Annotated in this window: 12 protein-coding genes; 4 read left to right on the top strand and 8 right to left on the bottom strand. The window is 67.5% G+C overall.

Annotated elements, in window-relative coordinates; all coding sequences use genetic code 11:
• Positions 1 to 13 precede the first annotated feature (13 nt).
• The 6 genes from K0O64_RS12495 to yajC all read right to left on the bottom strand — a co-directional run bounded on the left by K0O64_RS12495 (position 14) and on the right by yajC (position 8,173).
• A complete protein-coding gene (locus K0O64_RS12495) occupies positions 14 to 2,365 on the bottom strand; it encodes a RelA/SpoT family protein (RefSeq protein WP_220046407.1) in 2,352 nt (783 codons plus the stop codon).
• Positions 2,366 to 2,455: 90 nt separating this feature from the next.
• Positions 2,456 to 2,983 (bottom strand): adenine phosphoribosyltransferase, encoded by a 528-nt coding sequence (locus K0O64_RS12490; RefSeq protein ID WP_083542643.1) that lies wholly within the window; start codon positions 2,981 to 2,983, stop codon positions 2,456 to 2,458.
• Positions 2,980 to 4,632, bottom strand: coding sequence for an ABC transporter substrate-binding protein (locus K0O64_RS12485; protein WP_220046406.1), 1,653 nt, complete (start codon positions 4,630 to 4,632; stop codon positions 2,980 to 2,982). The genes K0O64_RS12490 and K0O64_RS12485 overlap by 4 nt, the downstream gene beginning before the upstream one ends.
• 6 nt (positions 4,633 to 4,638) lie before the next feature.
• A complete protein-coding gene (gene secF, locus K0O64_RS12480) occupies positions 4,639 to 5,901 on the bottom strand; it encodes a protein translocase subunit SecF (protein WP_220046405.1) in 1,263 nt (420 codons plus the stop codon).
• A gap of 5 nt (positions 5,902 to 5,906) precedes the next feature.
• A complete protein-coding gene (gene secD, locus K0O64_RS12475) occupies positions 5,907 to 7,742 on the bottom strand; it encodes a protein translocase subunit SecD (protein ID WP_220046404.1) in 1,836 nt (611 codons plus the stop codon).
• Positions 7,743 to 7,828: 86 nt separating this feature from the next.
• Positions 7,829 to 8,173 (bottom strand): preprotein translocase subunit YajC, encoded by a 345-nt coding sequence (gene yajC / locus K0O64_RS12470; protein WP_220046403.1) that lies wholly within the window; start codon positions 8,171 to 8,173, stop codon positions 7,829 to 7,831.
• A gap of 131 nt (positions 8,174 to 8,304) precedes the next feature.
• Here yajC and K0O64_RS12465 point away from each other — a divergent pair, with 131 nt between their 5' ends.
• From K0O64_RS12465 to K0O64_RS12455, 3 genes are all read left to right on the top strand, one after another.
• The gene (locus K0O64_RS12465) at positions 8,305 to 9,000 is read left to right on the top strand and encodes a nitroreductase family protein (protein WP_220046402.1); all 696 of its coding nucleotides are present in this window, start codon (positions 8,305 to 8,307) and stop codon (positions 8,998 to 9,000) included.
• 141 nt (positions 9,001 to 9,141) lie between these two features.
• Positions 9,142 to 10,482 (top strand): 4-aminobutyrate--2-oxoglutarate transaminase, encoded by a 1,341-nt coding sequence (gene gabT, locus K0O64_RS12460; protein WP_220046401.1) that lies wholly within the window; start codon positions 9,142 to 9,144, stop codon positions 10,480 to 10,482.
• Positions 10,482 to 11,909 carry a gamma-aminobutyraldehyde dehydrogenase gene (locus K0O64_RS12455; protein WP_220046400.1) on the top strand — a complete coding sequence of 476 codons (1,428 nt, stop codon included), beginning with the start codon at positions 10,482 to 10,484 and terminating at the stop codon, positions 11,907 to 11,909. Before gabT ends, K0O64_RS12455 begins: the two co-directional genes overlap by 1 nt.
• Here K0O64_RS12455 and K0O64_RS12450 read toward each other — a convergent pair.
• Together K0O64_RS12450 and K0O64_RS12445 are read right to left on the bottom strand one after the other, a co-directional pair.
• Complete coding sequence (locus K0O64_RS12450; RefSeq protein WP_220046399.1) at positions 11,890 to 12,273, bottom strand: cytochrome P450; 384 nt, start codon at positions 12,271 to 12,273, stop codon at positions 11,890 to 11,892. The two genes, K0O64_RS12455 and K0O64_RS12450, sit on opposite strands and share 20 nt — an antisense overlap.
• Positions 12,274 to 12,400: 127 nt before the next feature.
• Entirely contained in the window at positions 12,401 to 13,075 is a 675-nt protein-coding gene (locus K0O64_RS12445) for a hypothetical protein (RefSeq protein WP_220046398.1), read from the bottom strand.
• Positions 13,076 to 13,302: 227 nt separating this feature from the next.
• On the opposite strand from K0O64_RS12445, the gene car reads away from it, so the two are divergent.
• Positions 13,303 to 16,785, top strand: coding sequence for a carboxylic acid reductase (gene car / locus K0O64_RS12440; protein ID WP_071945491.1), 3,483 nt, complete (start codon positions 13,303 to 13,305; stop codon positions 16,783 to 16,785).
• Positions 16,786 to 16,848: the final 63 nt, after the last annotated feature.

The raw sequence follows: 16,848 nt of genomic DNA, 5'->3' as shown, positions 1-16,848 counted from the left end.
ACCGCGGGCGTGATCAGGCCGCGCTCGTCACCCGGTAGACGTCGTAGACGCCTTCGACATTGCGTACCGCGTTCAGCACGTGGCCCAGGTGCTTCGGATCGCCCATCTCGAAAGTGAAGCGGCTCACGGCAACTCGATCATTGGACGTGGTCACCGAGGCTGACAGGATGTTGACCCGCTCGTCGGCCAGCACTCGCGTGACATCGGAAAGCAGCCGGTGCCGGTCGAGCGCCTCGACCTGGATGGCCACCAGGAACACCGACGTCGGCGACGGCGCCCAGTTCACCTCGATGATGCGCTCCGACTGTTGTTGCAGCGACGCGGCATTCGTGCAGTCGGTGCGGTGCACACTGACCCCGCCGCCGCGAGTCACGAAGCCCATGATGTTGTCGCCCGGCACCGGTGTGCAGCACTTGGCCAGTTTGGTCAGCACCCCGGGCGCGCCCGGCACGGCGACCCCGGTGTCGTCGGTGCTGCGCTGACGCACCGGCATGGTCGCCGGCGTGGAGCGCTCGGCCAGTTCGTCTTCGGCGCTCTCAGCCCCACCGAGCTGCGCCACCAACCGCTGCACGACGTGCCGCGGCGAGACGTGGCCCTCCCCGACCGCCGTGTACAGCGCGGAGACGTCGGCATACCGCAACTCCTGGGCCAGGGCCGACATCGCTTCGGCGTTGACCAGTTTCTGCAGCGGCAGCCCGCCCCGACGCACCTCGCGGGCGATCGAATCCTTGCCCGCCTCGAGTGCCTCGTCGCGGCGCTCCTTGGCGAACCACTGTCGGATCTTGGCCTTGGCCCGCGGGGACACCACGAATCCCTGCCAGTCGCGCGACGGTCCGGCATTGGGCGCCTTGGAGGTGAAAACCTCGACCCGCTCGCCGTTTTCGAGCTTGCGCTCCAGGGCGACCAGGCGGCCGTCGACCCGCGCGCCGATGCAGCGGTGGCCGACCTCGGTGTGCACGGCGTAGGCGAAGTCGACCGGTGTCGAGCCGGCCGGCAGGGTGACGACGTCCCCCTTCGGGGTGAACACGAAGATCTCCTGCACCGCAAGGTCGTAACGCAGCGATTCCAGGAACTCGCCGGGGTCCGCGGCTTCCCGCTGCCAGTCCAGAAGCTGGCGCATCCAGGCCGTCTCGTCGATCTCGGCGGACGCGTGCGGATGCGGAACACCGTTGCGGCCCTTGGATTCCTTGTACCGCCAGTGCGCCGCGATACCGAACTCCGCGGTGTCGTGCATGTCGCGGGTGCGGATCTGCACCTCCAGCGGCTTGCCTTCCGGCCCGACGACCGTGGTGTGCAGCGACTGGTACACCCCGAACCGCGGCTGGGCGATGTAGTCCTTGAACCGGCCGGGCATCGGCTGCCACAACGAATGCACAACGCCGACAGCCGCGTAGCAGTCGCGGATCTCCTCACACAGGATCCGCACACCGACCAGGTCGTGGATGTCGTCGAACTCTCGGCCCTTGACGATCATCTTCTGATAGATCGACCAGTAGTGCTTGGGCCTGCCCTCGACGGTGGCGTTGATCTTCATCCCCGACAGCGCGGCGGTGATTTCGACGCGGACCTTGGCCAGGTACGTGTCGCGCGACGGCGCCCGGTCGGCGACCAGCCGGACGATCTCCTCGTAGCGCTTGGGATGCAGGATCGCGAAGGACAAGTCCTCCAGCTCCCACTTGACGGTGGCCATGCCCAACCGATGCGCAAGGGGCGCAATGACTTCCAGCGTTTCGCGGGCCTTGCGGGCCTGCTTCTCCGGCGGCAGGAACCGCATGGTGCGCATGTTGTGCAACCGGTCGGCCACCTTGATGACCAGCACCCGCGGATCCCGCGCCATCGCGATGATCATCTTGCGGATGGTCTCGCCCTCGGCCGCGTTACCCAATGCGACCTTGTCCAGCTTGGTCACCCCGTCGACCAGGTGGGCGACCTCTTCACCGAAGTCGGTGGTCAGCGTCTCCATCGCGTAGCCGGTGTCTTCGACGGTGTCGTGCAGCAGCGCGGCCACCAGGGTGATGGTGTCCATGCCGAGCTCGGCCAGGATGTTCGCGACGGCCAGCGGGTGCGTGATGTACGGGTCGCCCGAGCGGCGCATCTGATCGGCGTGCTTGGCCTCGGCCACCTCGTAGGCGCGCTGCAGGATCGACAGGTCGGCCTTCGGGTAGAACTCGCGGTGCACCGCGACGAGCGGTTCGAGGACCGGGTTGACCGTGCTGCGCTGCGAGGTCATCCGCCGCGCCAGCCGGGCGCGCACCCGCCGCGATGCGCTGCTGGTGGTCTTCGGGGTGTCAGCCCGCGGCTCCGCGGGCGGGACGTCGGAGATCGGCGCGGGCGCGGCGGTCACGGCGCCGTTGTCCTCTGCCATGCCGTCACCTCCTCGCCACTGCCGAACCGACTTCGAGGATATCTCCCCCACGCCGACCGAGTGGCGAGCCTGGGCTGGTGCCGTCTGCGCTCAGATGGTTTGCAGGCTGGTCACCTGCAGGGGTGCGACCCTCTCGCGGCCGCCGAGGCCGGGCAGTTCCAGTACCACCGCGGCGGCGGGCACGTCGGCGCCCCCGGCCGTCAGCAGCGCGCGCGCGGCGGCCAGGGTCCCGCCGGTGGCGAGGACGTCGTCGATGATGACCACACGCCGGCCGGCCAGCTCGATCCCGTCGGCGGGGATCTCCAAGGTGGCCGTGCCGTATTCGAGGGTGTAGGTCTCGCTGTGCACCGGGGGCGGCAGCTTTCCGCCCTTGCGGACAGCCAGCACACCGATGCCGAGACGATGGGCGACCGCACCGCCGAGCAGGAACCCGCGGGCGTCGATGCCGGCGACCAGGTCGGCGCCTTCGGCGATTTCGGCCATCGCGTCAGTCACCACGGCCAGCCCGTGCGGGTCGGCCAGCACCGGGGTGAGGTCTTTGAACTGGATGCCCGGTTCCGGGAAGTCGGGCACCTCGCGGGTCAGCGCCTTGAGGACGTCGGTGACCGAAGCCGTCATTTCTCGAACACCCATCTGTCCATGTTCCAACCCGCGCCCCACTTGGTCGGATTGCCTTCGACGGCGTACATCTTCTTGGATGCCAGCACCGTGCGCTGCTGACGGTACAGCGGCAGGGTCGGCATGTCGCCCCACAGGATGGGCGAACTGTCGGCCAGCAGCCGGGCCTGTTCCTTCGAATCGGACGTGATCGCGAGCGCGGAGATGATGCCGTCGATCTGGGGGTTGGCATAGCGCGGCAGGTTGTTGCCGTTGCCGGCGAACAGCGTGTACGCGTCCAGCGCCGACGATCCCGTCGACCCGCTGCCGGTCGCGCCGCCGGTGCTGGCCAGCAGGACATCGAGCTTGCCGTCACGCAGCGCTTGCGGCCCCGCCGAATCCGAGGTCGCATCGACGACGGTGATGCCGGCGGCGGCACACGATTTGGTGATGGCGCCGACGGTCGCCGCCAGGCGCGGGTTGGGCGCCTGGTAGCCGATCCGCACGGTCAGCGGCTGGCCGCCCAGAGCGTCGCGGGCGGCGCCGGGGTTGGCCGGACCGAAGTCGGCGCCGATCGCCACGCCTTCGATCGCGCTGAAGGCGTCGTCGCTGGCCGGGTTGAGCCGGACGTTCGAGATCGGCGCTTCGGCGTTCAGTGCGATGAGGTCGCGCGGGGTGCACAGCGCGACCGCGCGCCGGGCCGGTGTCGCGGCCAGCGGTCCGTCCGGAGCGAAGATCAGCTGCTCGATCCCGCCGGACGGCAACTGGTGGCGGTCGTATCCGTCGGGCGTGGTCAGCGTGCCCGACGATCCGGTGGCCACGTCGACGACCTGAAACGTGCCGTTGTTGATCCGGTCCTGCACGTCGACGCCCCGCGGCCACACCGTGATTCGCTTGGTGATCGGCTTGGCACCCCACCAGCGATCGTTGGCGGTCAACACGACCGCACCCTCGGGCAGCACCGAGTCGATCTTGTAGGGCCCCGAGGACGGAAAGAGCTTCAGGTCGATACCGGGCTTGAGGTCCCACGTCGTGTTCCACGCCTGGGCGATGCGGTCGACGGCCGCCGGGTCGCCGCCCTGGATCGTGCGGGTGATGTCGACACCGAGCACGTCACCCAGCACGTGCGACGGCATCATCGACGTGGCGGTGAACAGCTGCAGATAGTCGGTGATGGCCCGGCCGGGAAAGTACGTCACCCGGGCCTTCTTCTGCCCCGGCTGGCAGTCGATGGTGTCGATGTCGAGGTAGCCGGCGCGGCTGGCGGCGTCGAAGGCCGGGAACCGCCCCGACTGCGCGGCCCACGCCAGCACCATGTCGTCACACGTCACCGGTTTGCCGTCGGAGTACACGGCGTTGTCGGCGATTTGGTAGTCGAGGACCAGCGGATCACGGCCCACCACCGACACCGATCCGAAGTCGTGATCGGCCAACACCTGTCCGTCGGGTCCATGAAAGTTGAACCCGGTGAGCACGCGGGCGAACGCCTGCGGCCCCGCCGACGCCGCCCCGCGCACCGTATTGGTGTTGTAGGAGACCAGCATGCCGTCGACGGCGTAGTTGATCTGGTCGGCCGGGCTCCCCGAACATGCCGTCAGGAGGCCCGGCGCGATCAACCCCAGAACAGCGGCCACTGCGACAGCGGCGGCGCCCCGGCGCCTGACTGCCATGACGCGCTATCGCCCGCGGGGGCTGCGTTTGCCGGTCGGCCGGCCGGGACGGGCCGGACGGGCACCCGGCGAGGGCTTGTTGCCCACGCTCGGTGTGCCACCGATGGCCGCCTCGGCCGGGACCGCCTCGGCGGCCTCGTCCAGATCGGCCCCGCCGCCGGTGACGACGTCGCTGGCCGTTGCAGACGGCTTGCGGCGGTTGAGCACCCGGCGGGTGTGGGTGCGCACCAAATCGGTGCGCTCGCGCAGCGACACCAGCAGCGGGGTCGCGAAGAAGATCGACGAATAGGTACCGACGATGACACCGACCAGCTGCACCAACGCCAGGTCCATCAGGGTGCCGACACCGAGCAACCACACCGCGACCACGATCAGCGCCAGGATCGGCAACACCGAGATCAGGCTGGTGTTGATAGACCGCATGAAGGTCTGGTTCACCGCGAGGTTGGCTTGTTCGGCGAACGTTTTGCGGGTGGTGTGTTCGAAGCCGTGGGTGTTCTCCTCGACCTTGTCGAACACGATGACCGTGTCGTAGAGCGAGAAGCCCAGAATCGTGAGCAGGCCGATCACCGTCGCCGGGGTGACCTCGAAGCCGACGATCGAATACACCCCGGCCGTGACGACAAGGTCGAACACCACCGTCGCCAGTGCCGAGATCGCCATGTACCGCTCGTAGCGGAAGGTGATGTAGATGGCGGCGAGCACGAGGAACACCCCGAGTGCGATCAGCGCCTTCTTGGTGATCTGGTCACCCCAGGTCTCCGAGACCGCCGAGTCGCTGATGGTCGTCTTGTCGGGCTGACCGTTACCGCCCTTGGGCTGGAAGGCATCGAACAGCGCGTCGCGCAGCTGCTCGGTCTGCTGGTTGGTCAGCGCCTCCGAACGGATCTGCACGGTGGCCGAGCCGCCATTGCCGACAAGCACGACCGACTCCGGCGACCGGCCCAGTGTCTTACTGAAGACGTCCTCGACCTGCTGAGTCGTGGCGAGGCCATTTTGGCCTGCGACCGGCATCGCGACTTTGGTTCCGCCCTCGAAGTCGATACCGAAGACGAAACCTTTCAGCGCGATACTGGCGATGCAGGCCAGCACGATAAGGCCGCTGATGGCGTACCAGAGCTTGCGCTTACCGATGACCTCAAAGGCGCCGGTGCCGGTGTAGAGCCGGACGAAGAAACCGTGCTTGGGCGCGCCGCCGGCGTCGGTGGCTTCTAAATCGGGTGCTTCGACGGCGGTGGATGCCGTGTCGTCAGTGGTGTTCTCGGCCATGTGAGTTACCTCCGTCCCGTCGCAGTGGCAGCGGCTCGGCGTTCCCGCGCGATCTGCTGCACCGCACCGAGACCGTTGAATGCCGGTTTGGCCATCGTCGGCGACTTCGACGCCAGGTACACCATCGGCCAGGTCACCAGGAACACCACGACGACGTCGAGGATGGTGGTCAAGCCCAGGGTGAACGCGAAGCCCTTCACCTGACCGACGGCCAGGAAGTACAGCACCGCGGCGGCCAGGAACGTGACCGCGTTGCCGGACAGGATCGTCTTACGGGCGCGCGCCCAACCGCGCGGCACCGCCGAGCGGAACGAACGCCCTTCTCGGATCTCGTCTTTGATGCGTTCGAAGAACACCACGAACGAGTCGGCGGTGGTGCCGATACCGATGATCAGACCGGCGATGCCGGCCAGGTCGAGGGTGTAGTTGATGTATCTGCCGAGCAACACCAGGATGCCGAACACCATTGCACCGGAAGCGACCAGCGACAGCGCGGTCAACAGTCCGAGCACCCGGTAGTAGAGCAGCGAGTACAGCAACACCAGCGCCAGACCGATGGCGCCTGCGATCAGACCGGCCCGAAGCGACGCCAATCCCAGTGTCGCCGAGACGGTTTCGGCCTCCGAGGATTCGAAGGACAACGGCAGCGATCCGTACTTGAGGACGTTGGCCAGTTGTTTGGCGGTGTCAGCGGTGAACGGCGGATTGCCGCCGCTGATCTGAGTGCGCCCACCGGGGATGGCCTCGCGGATCTGCGGGGCGCTGACCACCTGGGAGTCGAGCGTGAACGCGGTCTGGGTGCCGATGTTGGCGGCGGTGAAGTCAGCCCATGTGGTCGACGCCTGGTCCTTGAACTCCACGTTGACGACGTAGGCGCCACTCTGCTGGTCGAAGCCGGACGTCGCGTCCTTGATCTGGTCGCCGCTGATGATCGACTTGTCCAGGACATAGATGTACTTGTGGTCCTGCGAGCAGGCGACCAGCGGCAGGTTCGGATCGTCGTTACCGGCCAGGATGTCCGGCTGGTCGCACTTGCCTGCCATGTACTGCACCGCGATCAGCAGCAGGTTCTGGTTGGTGCTCTGCCGCAGCTGCTTCTCGAAGCTGATGCGAGCGGCCAGATCCTTGCGCGGATCCGGCGGGGCAGGTTGTCCGGGCGGGGCCGGCTGGCCGGGCGCGGGGGGCGCCGGGGCGGCCGTCGGCGGCTGACCCGGGCCGGGCGCAGGCGCGGGCGGGGCCGGTGTCGGCGACGGGGCAGGCTCTTCGGGGTACGGACGTGGCTGCGGCGCCGGAGCAGGTGCCGGCGCCGGTGCGGCGGGCGGGGCGCCGCCGGCTTCAGCCGGTGCAGGCGCGGGCGCTCCGGGAGCGGGTGCGCCGGGTGCCGGTGCGGGCACCGGGCCTCCAGGCCCACCGGCGCCGGGCACACCCGCGGCTTGCATCTGTTGCTTGATGGCCTCAACGGGGATCGGCTGGCCGATCACCGGGCGGATGAACAGCCGCGCGGTCTGACCCAGGTTGCGGGCTTCGTTGCCGTCGTTACCGGGCACGGTGATGACGAGGTTGTCGCCGTCGATCACGACTTCAGAGCCCGACACACCCAGGCCGTTGACGCGGGCGCCGATGATCTGCTGCGCCTGATTGAGCGCGTCACGGGTGGGACGGGATCCGTCCGGCGTGCGCGCCGTCAGGGTGACGCGGGTTCCGCCCTGCAGGTCGATGCCCAGCTTGGGACTGGTGCGCTTGTCCCCGGTCAGGAAGACCAGCAGGTACACCCCGATGAGCAGGACCAGGAACAGCGCCAGCCAGCGGTAGGGATGCACCGGCGCCGAAGACGATGCCACGTTGTTGTCTCTCCTAGGTTTGTGCCGCGTCCCGCGGTGCGGTCCTCAATCAACTCCCGCTAGAGGGTACGTGGCGGGCCTGGCGATCAGTCTTTGGTGAGGCGGTCCGCGTCGGACTCGGTGAGCTCGGTGGCTCCCGACTCGAGGACACCGTCCTCGTCGGCATCCGTGGCCTCGTCCTCGATGCGGTCGCGGATGGCGAGCTTCATCCAGGTGGTCACGACGCCGGGGGCGATCTCCAGGTCGACGTTGTCGTCGGTGATGCCGACGATGGTGGCCTGCAGGCCGGAGGTGGTGTGAACCCGGTCGCCGATGGTCAAGGACTCGTGCAGGTCGATCGTGGCCTGCATGGCCTTGCGCTGGCGCCGGGAGGCGAAGTACATGAATGCGCCCATGATGATGATCAGGGGCAGGAAGACGAGCAGGTCCATGGCGGAACGATTCTTTCGTATCGGGTGCTGGGTTCAGCGCGCCGCGACCATCAGGTCACGGGCTTCATAGCTGACCAGTCTGCCATTGTGCCGGTCCGGCTCCGACCGGCACCGCGGTGGAAGATGGTCGGATGGACCTGATCGACACCCTGCGCAGCACCGGGTCGGTGCGCGACTTCACCGACGAGCCGGTAGACGACGCGGTGCTGGCGCGCGTTCTGGACACCGCGCGATTCGCCCCCAGCGGAGCCAATGCGCAGGCCTGGCGGCTGGTCGTCGTCAAAGACCCGGTTCTTCGGGGAGCTCTCCGCGATCTCTATCGCCGGCCGTGGGTCGAGTACTTGACGCTGACCGCCGCCGGATTGCGGCCGTGGTCGCCGGTCAACGACCCCGCCGCCGAGGCGGCCGCCCTTGCCGCCGGAACCGCGCAGGCCGAGGAAGCCGCGGCCGCCGGATTGGCTGCCCACCTCGACGAGGTACCGGTGCTGCTGGCACTGTTCGCCGACCTGTCACAGTTGGCCGCCGTGGACCGCGACCTCGACCGCTACTCGCTGGCCGGTGGTGCGTCGGTCTATCCGTTTGCGTGGAGCATCCTGCTGGCCGCCCGCGCCGAGGGGCTCGGCGGCGTCCTGACGACGATGCTCATCCGGAAGGAAGACGAGGTCAAGCGGCTGCTGGGCGCCGAGGACCCGCTGGTGCTGGCCGCGGTGATCGCGCTGGGCCACCCCGTTCGCCAGGTGCGTCGGCTCACCCGTCAGCCGGTGGCGTCGTTCGCGACGGTCGACCGGCTCGACGGCGCTCCGTTTCCAGCAGGCAACGCCGACTGATTACGTTGATTCAGTCGCTCTGGGCGACGTAATCCATTGTCGAATCGGGCTATCAACCAAGTTTTCAGTTGCATCGCGCTGTTGGATGACTAGGCTCGAAGTACCCGCTTCGCGCCACGCCATTCGTCTAGGAGACCAGAAGTGACCACCCTCGAGCAGAGCCGCAAACTCGTCACCGAGATCCCGGGCCCCGGGTCCGTCGAACTGAGTAAGCGCAGGGTCGCCGCGGTTTCACACGGCGTCGGCGTCACCATGCCCGTCTATACCGCGCGGGCCGCCGGCGGGATCATCGAGGACGTCGACGGCAACCGGCTGATCGACCTCGGCTCGGGCATCGCGGTGACGACGATCGGCAACGCCTCGCCGCGCGTGGTGGAGGCGGTCCAGGCGCAGGTCGCGGACTTCACGCACACCTGTTTCATGGTGACGCCCTACGAGGAGTACATCGCCGTCGCCGAGCACCTCAACCGGCTCACCCCGGGCTCCTACGAGAAACGCTCCGCACTGTTCAACTCCGGGTCCGAAGCCGTGGAGAACGCGGTCAAGATCGCGCGTTCCTACACCCGCAAGACCGCGGTGGTGGCGTTCGACCACGCGTATCACGGGCGCACCAACCTGACGATGGCGCTGACCGCCAAATCGATGCCCTACAAGAGTGGTTTCGGGCCGTTCGCGCCGGAGATCTATCGCGCTCCCCTGTCCTATCCCTTCCGCGACGGCCTGATCGACAAGGAATGGGCCACCGACGGTGAACTCGCCGCCGAGCGGGCGCTGAACATCATCGACAAGCAGATCGGTGCGGCCAACCTGGCCGCCATCATCATCGAGCCGATCCAGGGCGAGGGCGGCTTCATCGTGCCCGCGCCCGGTTTCCTGCCGGCGCTGCGGGCGTGGTGTTCGGACAACAACGTCGTGTTCATCGCCGACGAAGTGCAGACCGGATTCGCCCGCACCGGAACGATGTTCGCGTGTGAGGACGAGGGCATCGAGCCGGATCTGATCGTGACAGCCAAGGGCATCGCCGACGGTCTGCCGCTGTCGGCGGTGACCGGGCGCGCCGAGATCATGGACGCTCCGCACGTCAGCGGTCTCGGCGGCACCTACGGCGGCAATCCCCTGGCCTGCGCCGCCGCGCTCGCCACCATCGAGACCATCGAACTCGACGGCCTGGTGGATCGCGCGAAGCAGATCGAAACGGTGATGAAGGACAAGCTCGGCCGGATGCAGGCCGACGACGACCGCATCGGTGATGTCCGCGGCCGCGGCGCGATGATCGCCGTCGAACTGGTGAAATCGGGTACCGCCGAACCGGATCCGGAGCTGGCGAAGACCTTATCCGCCAAGGCGCACGCCCAGGGCGTGGTGGTGCTGACGTGCGGCACCTACGGCAACGTGCTGCGGTTCCTGCCGCCGTTGGCCATCAGCGACGAGCTGCTGACCGAGGGCCTCGACGTGCTGGCTGAGATCCTCGCCGAACTCTGATGGTCCAGAACTTCATCGACGGCGAGCTCGTCGACTCGGTGAGCGGGGCGACGATGCCGATCGTCGACCCGTCCACCGGTGAAAAGTACGGCACCGCTCCGATTTCCAACGAACAGGACATCGACAGCGCGTACGCCGCGGCGAGCCGGGCGTTCGCCGACTGGAAGCGCACCACACCGTCGCAGCGACAGAAGGCGCTATTGGGGTTCGCGGACGACGTGGAGAAGGCAGCCGCTGACCTGGTCGCCGCCGAAGGCCGCAATACCGGTAAGCCCAACCATGTGACGCTGGCCGAGGAGATCCCTCCGATGGTCGACCAGATCCGCTTCTTTGCCGGTGCGGCAAGGGTTTTGGAGGGCAAGTCGGCCGGCGAGTACATAGCCGACCACACGTCGTGGATCCGGCGCGAGCCGGTCGGGGTAATCGGTCAGGTCGCGCCGTGGAACTACCCGATGATGATGGCGATCTGGAAGTTCTGCCCAGCCATCGCCGCGGGCAACACGGTCGTGCTCAAACCCAGCGACACCACCCCGGTCACCACGGTGATGCTGGCCGAGATCGCCGCCAAGCATTTCGGGCCCGGTGTGCTCAACGTCGTCTGCGGTGACCGGGTGACCGGCGCGGGCGTGGTCGCGCATCCGACTCCGCAGATGGTGTCGATCACGGGATCGGTCGCCGCCGGCCGCGCGGTTGCGGTCAGCGCCGGTGGGCATCTCAAACGCACTCATCTCGAACTGGGCGGCAAGGCGCCGGTGATCGTGTTCGACGATGCCGATATCGCCACTGCCGCAGAGGGAATCGCGGCGGCCGGCTACTTCAACGCCGGCCAGGACTGCACCGCGGCGACTCGGGTGCTGGCCCGAGCCGGTATCGCCGAGGACCTCACCGCCGCGCTCGCCGAACAGGCCGGCAGCGCGGTGACCACCTTCGGGCGCCCCGCCGACGACGAGGACGCCTGGGTGCCGCCGGTCAACAACACCAATCAGCTGGACCGGGTGCTCGGCTTCCTGTCCGACGTGCCATCGCACGCGACGGTGGCCGCCGGCGGAAAACGGCAGGGCGACAAGGGTTTCTACGTCGAGCCGACCGTGATCGGCGGTCTGCGCCAAGACGATCGGCACGTACAGGAGGAGATCTTCGGCCCGGTGATCACCGTCCAATCGTTCGCCGACGAGGACGAGGCCATCCGCTGGGCCAACGGCACCGAGTATGGGCTGGCGTCCTCGGTGTGGACCAAGGACGTGTCGCGGGCGATCCGGGTGTCCAATGCGCTGGACTTCGGCTGCGTGTGGATCAACACCCACATCCCACTGGTCGCCGAGATGCCGCACGGCGGTTTCAAGGCCTCGGGCCACGGCAAGGATCTGTCGATGTACGGGTTCGAGGACTACACCCGCATCAAGCACGTCATGGTCTACACCGGCTGAGCGGCTCGGCTCCCCCTCTATCGCCCAAACCGACGTCTCGCAGAGGAAGTACGAGTGCAGCCCTGCGCAACGTCGAGCTCGGCGCAACCGCAAGTCTTCGCGACGAGGACCGCGACCCGGCGGCGAATCTCGTCGCGGTCAAGCCCAGCGCGATGAGCTCGCTCAGTTCGTCGTCGGCGGGCCGCCGGCAGCGCTCGGCGATGAGAACGTCGACGTAAGAATTCAACTCGTCGACCGCCTTGGCAGACGGGAGTTCGTCGGCCCATCGCCAGAACAGCACCCGATCGTCGTCCGGCACGCCCAGCGTCGTGCAGATGTCGGCGATACGGACGAAGTCATCGTCGGGAACGAACGTGGCGGTCATGCAGTCAACAGTGACCCGAAAACCTCGTCGCGCCACCGGGTTTGTGGCGGAGATCGCACAGTGACCTCGGTTACGCACGAAGCCACCCACCGCGCGCTGGCGGTGGGTGGCTCCTCGGGGCGATCTTTTAGTGGGCGACCGGTGTCCGGCGATGACCGCCGAACATGTCACGCCAGCTGCGGTGCCGGCGCGGTTCGCCCTCGACGACGTCATCGGCAGCGTGATGCCGACGCGGCTCCATGACCTCGGTCGGTGCGGCGGCAACCGGTTCGGCGGCAACGGGTTCGGCGGTCACCGGACGGGTGGCGTAGCGGACGTCACGCAGGCTGTGCACCGAGACCCGGCCCAGCGCCATTGCGCCGAAGAAGATGATCAACGCGCCCAGCCCGCTGAAGAACGTCAGCTCCAGCGCGACCTGACCGGCGGTGCTGCTGGCCGCCGGCCCACCGAAGTCACCCAACCCCCACGGGCTGGCGAAGAGTCGGCCGACGACGAACCATGCGCCGGCGATGACGGCCAGCCAGCCGCCGAGCATCGCGGTCGCGCGGTTGCGCGACATCAGCAGGAGCAGGCCGCCGACTACGGCGACGGCTCCGGGTAGAACCTCGAGCCAGCCCCGGGCCGTGGTCCACGTCCACGGCGTGTCCGGGTCGTAGGCGAAGTTGAAGTACGGCCCGACGAACGGAATCAGGGCTCCCCACAACCCGAGCAGAACGAGCAGAAATCCACTGGCCGCGCCTCGGCTGCGCGCGATCTCCATCCGACCCGCGCGCGGGTCCAGGCGAGTGTCTACGTCTTTCATGACGCCTCCTTGAGTCAAGGGTCTATCCCGTGATGGACGTCGGGTACCCGTGTGTCGCAGACCTCTAACGAAGCTGATGGCCGCGGACCGAGAGCAAGTTCACAGGCCCGATTCGTAGCATCGTGGTCAACTGAGGAATAACGTTAGTTTTGCTAACGTAGTTTTATTTGGGCACAACGAAGCGCCCGCCAATCTTCTTCTCACCAGCTTGTCAATGGAGTCTCGTCATGCCGATTGATACTCGCGAAGCCCGTTTTGAGCAGCGCGTTGCCGATCTCTACGCGAACGACCCGCAGTTCGCCGCCGCCGCACCGGACCCCGAGGTGACTGCGGCCGCCGAGCAACCCGGACTGCGTCTTCCCGCCATCATCAAGACCATTTTCGACGGCTACGCCGATCGCCCTGCCCTGGGCCAGCGCGCGGTGCGGTTCCACCAGGATCCACAGACGCAGCGCACCACCGCCGAACTGCTGCCCGAGTTCGACACCATCACCTACCGTCAGCTGTGGGACCGCGTGCAGGCGGTGGCCGGCGCCTGGTCGACCGGCCCCGTCGCCGCCGGTGATCGGGTGGCCATTCTCGGCTTCACCAGCGTGGACTACACCGTCGTCGATCTTGCGCTGACGCAACTCGGTGCGGTGTCCGTGCCGCTGCAGACCAGCGCCGTGACCATCCAGCTGCAGCCCATCATCGCCGAGACCGAACCCGTGGTCATCGCGTCGAGCATCGACTATCTCGATGATGCCGTCGAGCTCGTGCTGGCCGGCCCGGCCCCGAAACGCTTGGTGGTCTTCGACTTCCGGCCCGAGGTCGACGACCAGCGCGACACGCTGGCCGCGGCGAAGGCCAGGCTCGACGGCGTCGAGGTGGTCACCCTCGCCGACGAGATCGACCGCGGGACAGGCACGCCCGTCGCGGCGGCCGATGCCAGCGAGGACGACCCGCTGGCCCTGTTGATCTACACCTCCGGCAGCACCGGCGCCCCGAAGGGCGCGATGTACCCGGCCCACAAGGTGGCCGATATGTGGCGCGCTTGTGCCGCGCACGGGGACGACAAGCAGGGCGCGTTCCCGGCGATCGTGCTGAGCTTCATGCCGATGAGCCACGTGATGGGTCGCGGTGCGTTGTACGGCGCGCTGAGCGCCGGCGGCACAGTCTATTTCGCCGCCCGCCCCGACCTCTCGACGTTCTTGGAGGATCTGGCACTGACCCGCCCGACCCAGCTGAACCTGGTTCCACGCGTATGGGACATGATCCATCAGGAGGTCCAGAGCGAGGTCGATCGGCGAGACGACAGCGCGGCACAGGTCCTCGCCGAGAAGCGCGCCGGCCTCCTGGGGAACCGATTCGTCTCGGCGATCACCGGCTCGGCACCGATCGCGCCGGAACTGAAGGCGTGGGTCGAGGACTTCCTGGACATGCACCTGGTCGAGGGCTACGGCTCCACCGAGGCCGGCGCGGTGTTCGTCGACGGCGTGGTGCGCCGCCCACCGGTCACCGACTACAAGCTGGTCGATGTCCCCGAATTGGGTTACTTCGGAACGGATTTACCGCACCCCCGCGGTGAACTGCTGGTCAAGTCGACGCAGCTGTTCCCCGGCTACTACAAGCGGCCCGAAGTCACCGAAGCGATGTTCGACGAGGACGGCTTCTACCGCACCGGTGACATCGTCGCCGAGACCGCGCCCGACCATCTGCAGTACGTCGACCGGCGCAACAACGTGCTGAAGCTGTCGCAGGGTGAGTTCGTCACCGTCTCCAAGCTGGAAGCCGCATTTGGGCGCAGCCCCGTGGTGCACCAGATCTATTTGTACGGCAACAGCGCACGGCCGTATCTGCTCGCGGTGATCGTGCCGACCGCCGAGGCGGCGGAGGGCCGCGACGCTGCGGAACTCAAGTCCCTGATTGCCGAGTCCCTGCAGGAGGTGGCCCGCGGCGCCGGGTTGCAGTCCTACGAGATCCCGCGTGACTTCCTCATCGAGACAACGCCTTTCACTCTTGAGAACGGACTGCTGACCGGTATCCGCAAGCTGGCGTGGCCGCGGCTGAAGGAACGCTACGGCTCGGCACTCGAGCAGTTGTACGTCGATCTGGCCGAAGGACAGGCCGACGAACTACGCGCCCTGCGGCAGAGCGGTGCCGACGCACCGGCGCTGGTGACCGTCACTCGCGCGGCCGGCGCGCTGCTGGGTGCAGCGACCGCCGATCTGCAGCCCGATGCGCACTTCACCGATCTCGGCGGAGACTCGTTGTCGGCATTGACCTTCGCCAACCTGCTCAACGAGATCTTTGGGATCGAGGTCCCGGTCGGCGTGATCGTCAGCCCCGCCAACGACCTGCAAGCGATAGCCGGCTACATCGAGTCCGAGCGCAGCTCGGGCAGCAAGCGGCCGACCTTCGCCTCCGTCCACGGGGCCGGTGCCACCGAAGCGCACGCCAGTGATCTCACGCTCGACCGCTTCATCGATGCCGCCACGCTGGCCGCCGCACCGCAGCTGCCGGGGCCGGCCAGCGAGATTCGCACCGTATTGCTCACCGGCGCAACCGGATTCCTGGGTCGCTACCTGGCACTGGATTGGCTGGAGCGGATGAACCTGGTCGACGGCACGGTGATCTGCCTGGTGCGCGCCAAGGACGACGCCGCAGCGCGCGCTCGCCTCGACGCCACATTCGACAGCGGCGACCCGAAGCTGCTCGAGCACTACCAGCAGCTGGCCGCCGACCACCTCGAGGTGATCGCCGGAGACAAGGGCGAGGAGAACCTCGGCCTGGACCAGCAGACCTGGCAGCGACTGGCCGACACCGTCGACCTGATCGTCGACCCAGCCGCGCTGGTCAATCACGTCCTGCCGTACCGGGAGTTGTTCGGGCCCAACGCTGTTGGCACCGCTGAGCTCATCCGGATCGCGCTGACCACGAAGCAGAAGCCGTTCATCTACACCTCCACAATCGGCGTCGGAGCCGGTATCGCACCGGGACGTTTCGTCGAGGACGGCGACATCCGCGAGATCAGCGCGACTCGGGCGGTCGACGACTCTTACGCGAACGGCTACAGCAACAGCAAGTGGGCCGGCGAGGTGCTGCTGCGCGAGGCGCACGACCTGTGCGGCCTGCCGGTCTCGGTGTTCCGCTGCGACATGATCCTGGCCGACACCACCTACGGCGGACAGCTGAACCTGCCGGACATGTTCACCCGGATGATGCTGAGCCTGGTGGCCACCGGCATCGCCCCGGCCTCGTTCTATGAGCTCGACGCCAACGGCAACCGCCAGCGTGCGCACTACGACGGCCTGCCGGTGGAGTTCATCGCCGAGGCGATCGACACGCTGGGTGCGCACGTCACCGACGGGTTCGAGACCTACCACGTCATGAACCCCTACGACGACGGCATCGGGCTCGACGAGTTCGTCGACTGGCTGATCGAGGCCGGCTACCCGATCCAGCGGATCTCCGAGTACGGCGCCTGGTTGCAGCGGTTCGAAACGGCGATGCGGGCATTACCCGACCGCCAGCGCCAGGGCTCGCTGCTTCCGCTGCTGCACAACTATCAGCACCCGGAGCGGCCGATCCGCGGATCGATCGCCCCGACCGACCGGTTCCGCGCCGCCGTTCAGGACGCGAAGATCGGTCCGGACAAAGACATTCCGCACATCTCGCCGGAGGTCATCGTCAAATACATCACCGACTTGCAGCTGCTGGGTCTGCTGTAGCGAACTCCACCCAACACCAGGGCCGCGATCAACGAGGATCGACGGCCCTGGTGTCATTTCGTC

Origin of the sequence: Mycolicibacterium pallens, assembly GCF_019456675.1 — a bacterium.
Classification (GTDB): domain Bacteria; phylum Actinomycetota; class Actinomycetes; order Mycobacteriales; family Mycobacteriaceae; genus Mycobacterium; species Mycobacterium crocinum.
The sequence above is the reverse complement of the archived record's forward strand: the minus strand, read 5'-3'. Positions and strand labels throughout refer to the sequence as shown.

Coding starts and splice junctions, on each gene's coding strand:
- K0O64_RS12450 (WP_220046399.1), bottom strand. CDS start 12,273: ATGACCGCCACGTTCGTTCCCGACGATGACTTCGTCCGTATCGCCGAC.
- K0O64_RS12495 (WP_220046407.1), bottom strand. CDS start 2,365: ATGGCAGAGGACAACGGCGCCGTGACCGCCGCGCCCGCGCCGATCTCC.
- K0O64_RS12455 (WP_220046400.1), top strand. CDS start 10,482: ATGGTCCAGAACTTCATCGACGGCGAGCTCGTCGACTCGGTGAGCGGG.
- yajC (WP_220046403.1), bottom strand. CDS start 8,173: ATGGACCTGCTCGTCTTCCTGCCCCTGATCATCATCATGGGCGCATTC.
- secF (WP_220046405.1), bottom strand. CDS start 5,901: ATGGCCGAGAACACCACTGACGACACGGCATCCACCGCCGTCGAAGCA.
- K0O64_RS12490 (WP_083542643.1), bottom strand. CDS start 2,983: ATGACGGCTTCGGTCACCGACGTCCTCAAGGCGCTGACCCGCGAGGTG.
- K0O64_RS12445 (WP_220046398.1), bottom strand. CDS start 13,075: ATGAAAGACGTAGACACTCGCCTGGACCCGCGCGCGGGTCGGATGGAG.
- K0O64_RS12485 (WP_220046406.1), bottom strand. CDS start 4,632: ATGGCAGTCAGGCGCCGGGGCGCCGCCGCTGTCGCAGTGGCCGCTGTT.
- car (WP_071945491.1), top strand. CDS start 13,303: ATGCCGATTGATACTCGCGAAGCCCGTTTTGAGCAGCGCGTTGCCGAT.
- K0O64_RS12465 (WP_220046402.1), top strand. CDS start 8,305: ATGGACCTGATCGACACCCTGCGCAGCACCGGGTCGGTGCGCGACTTC.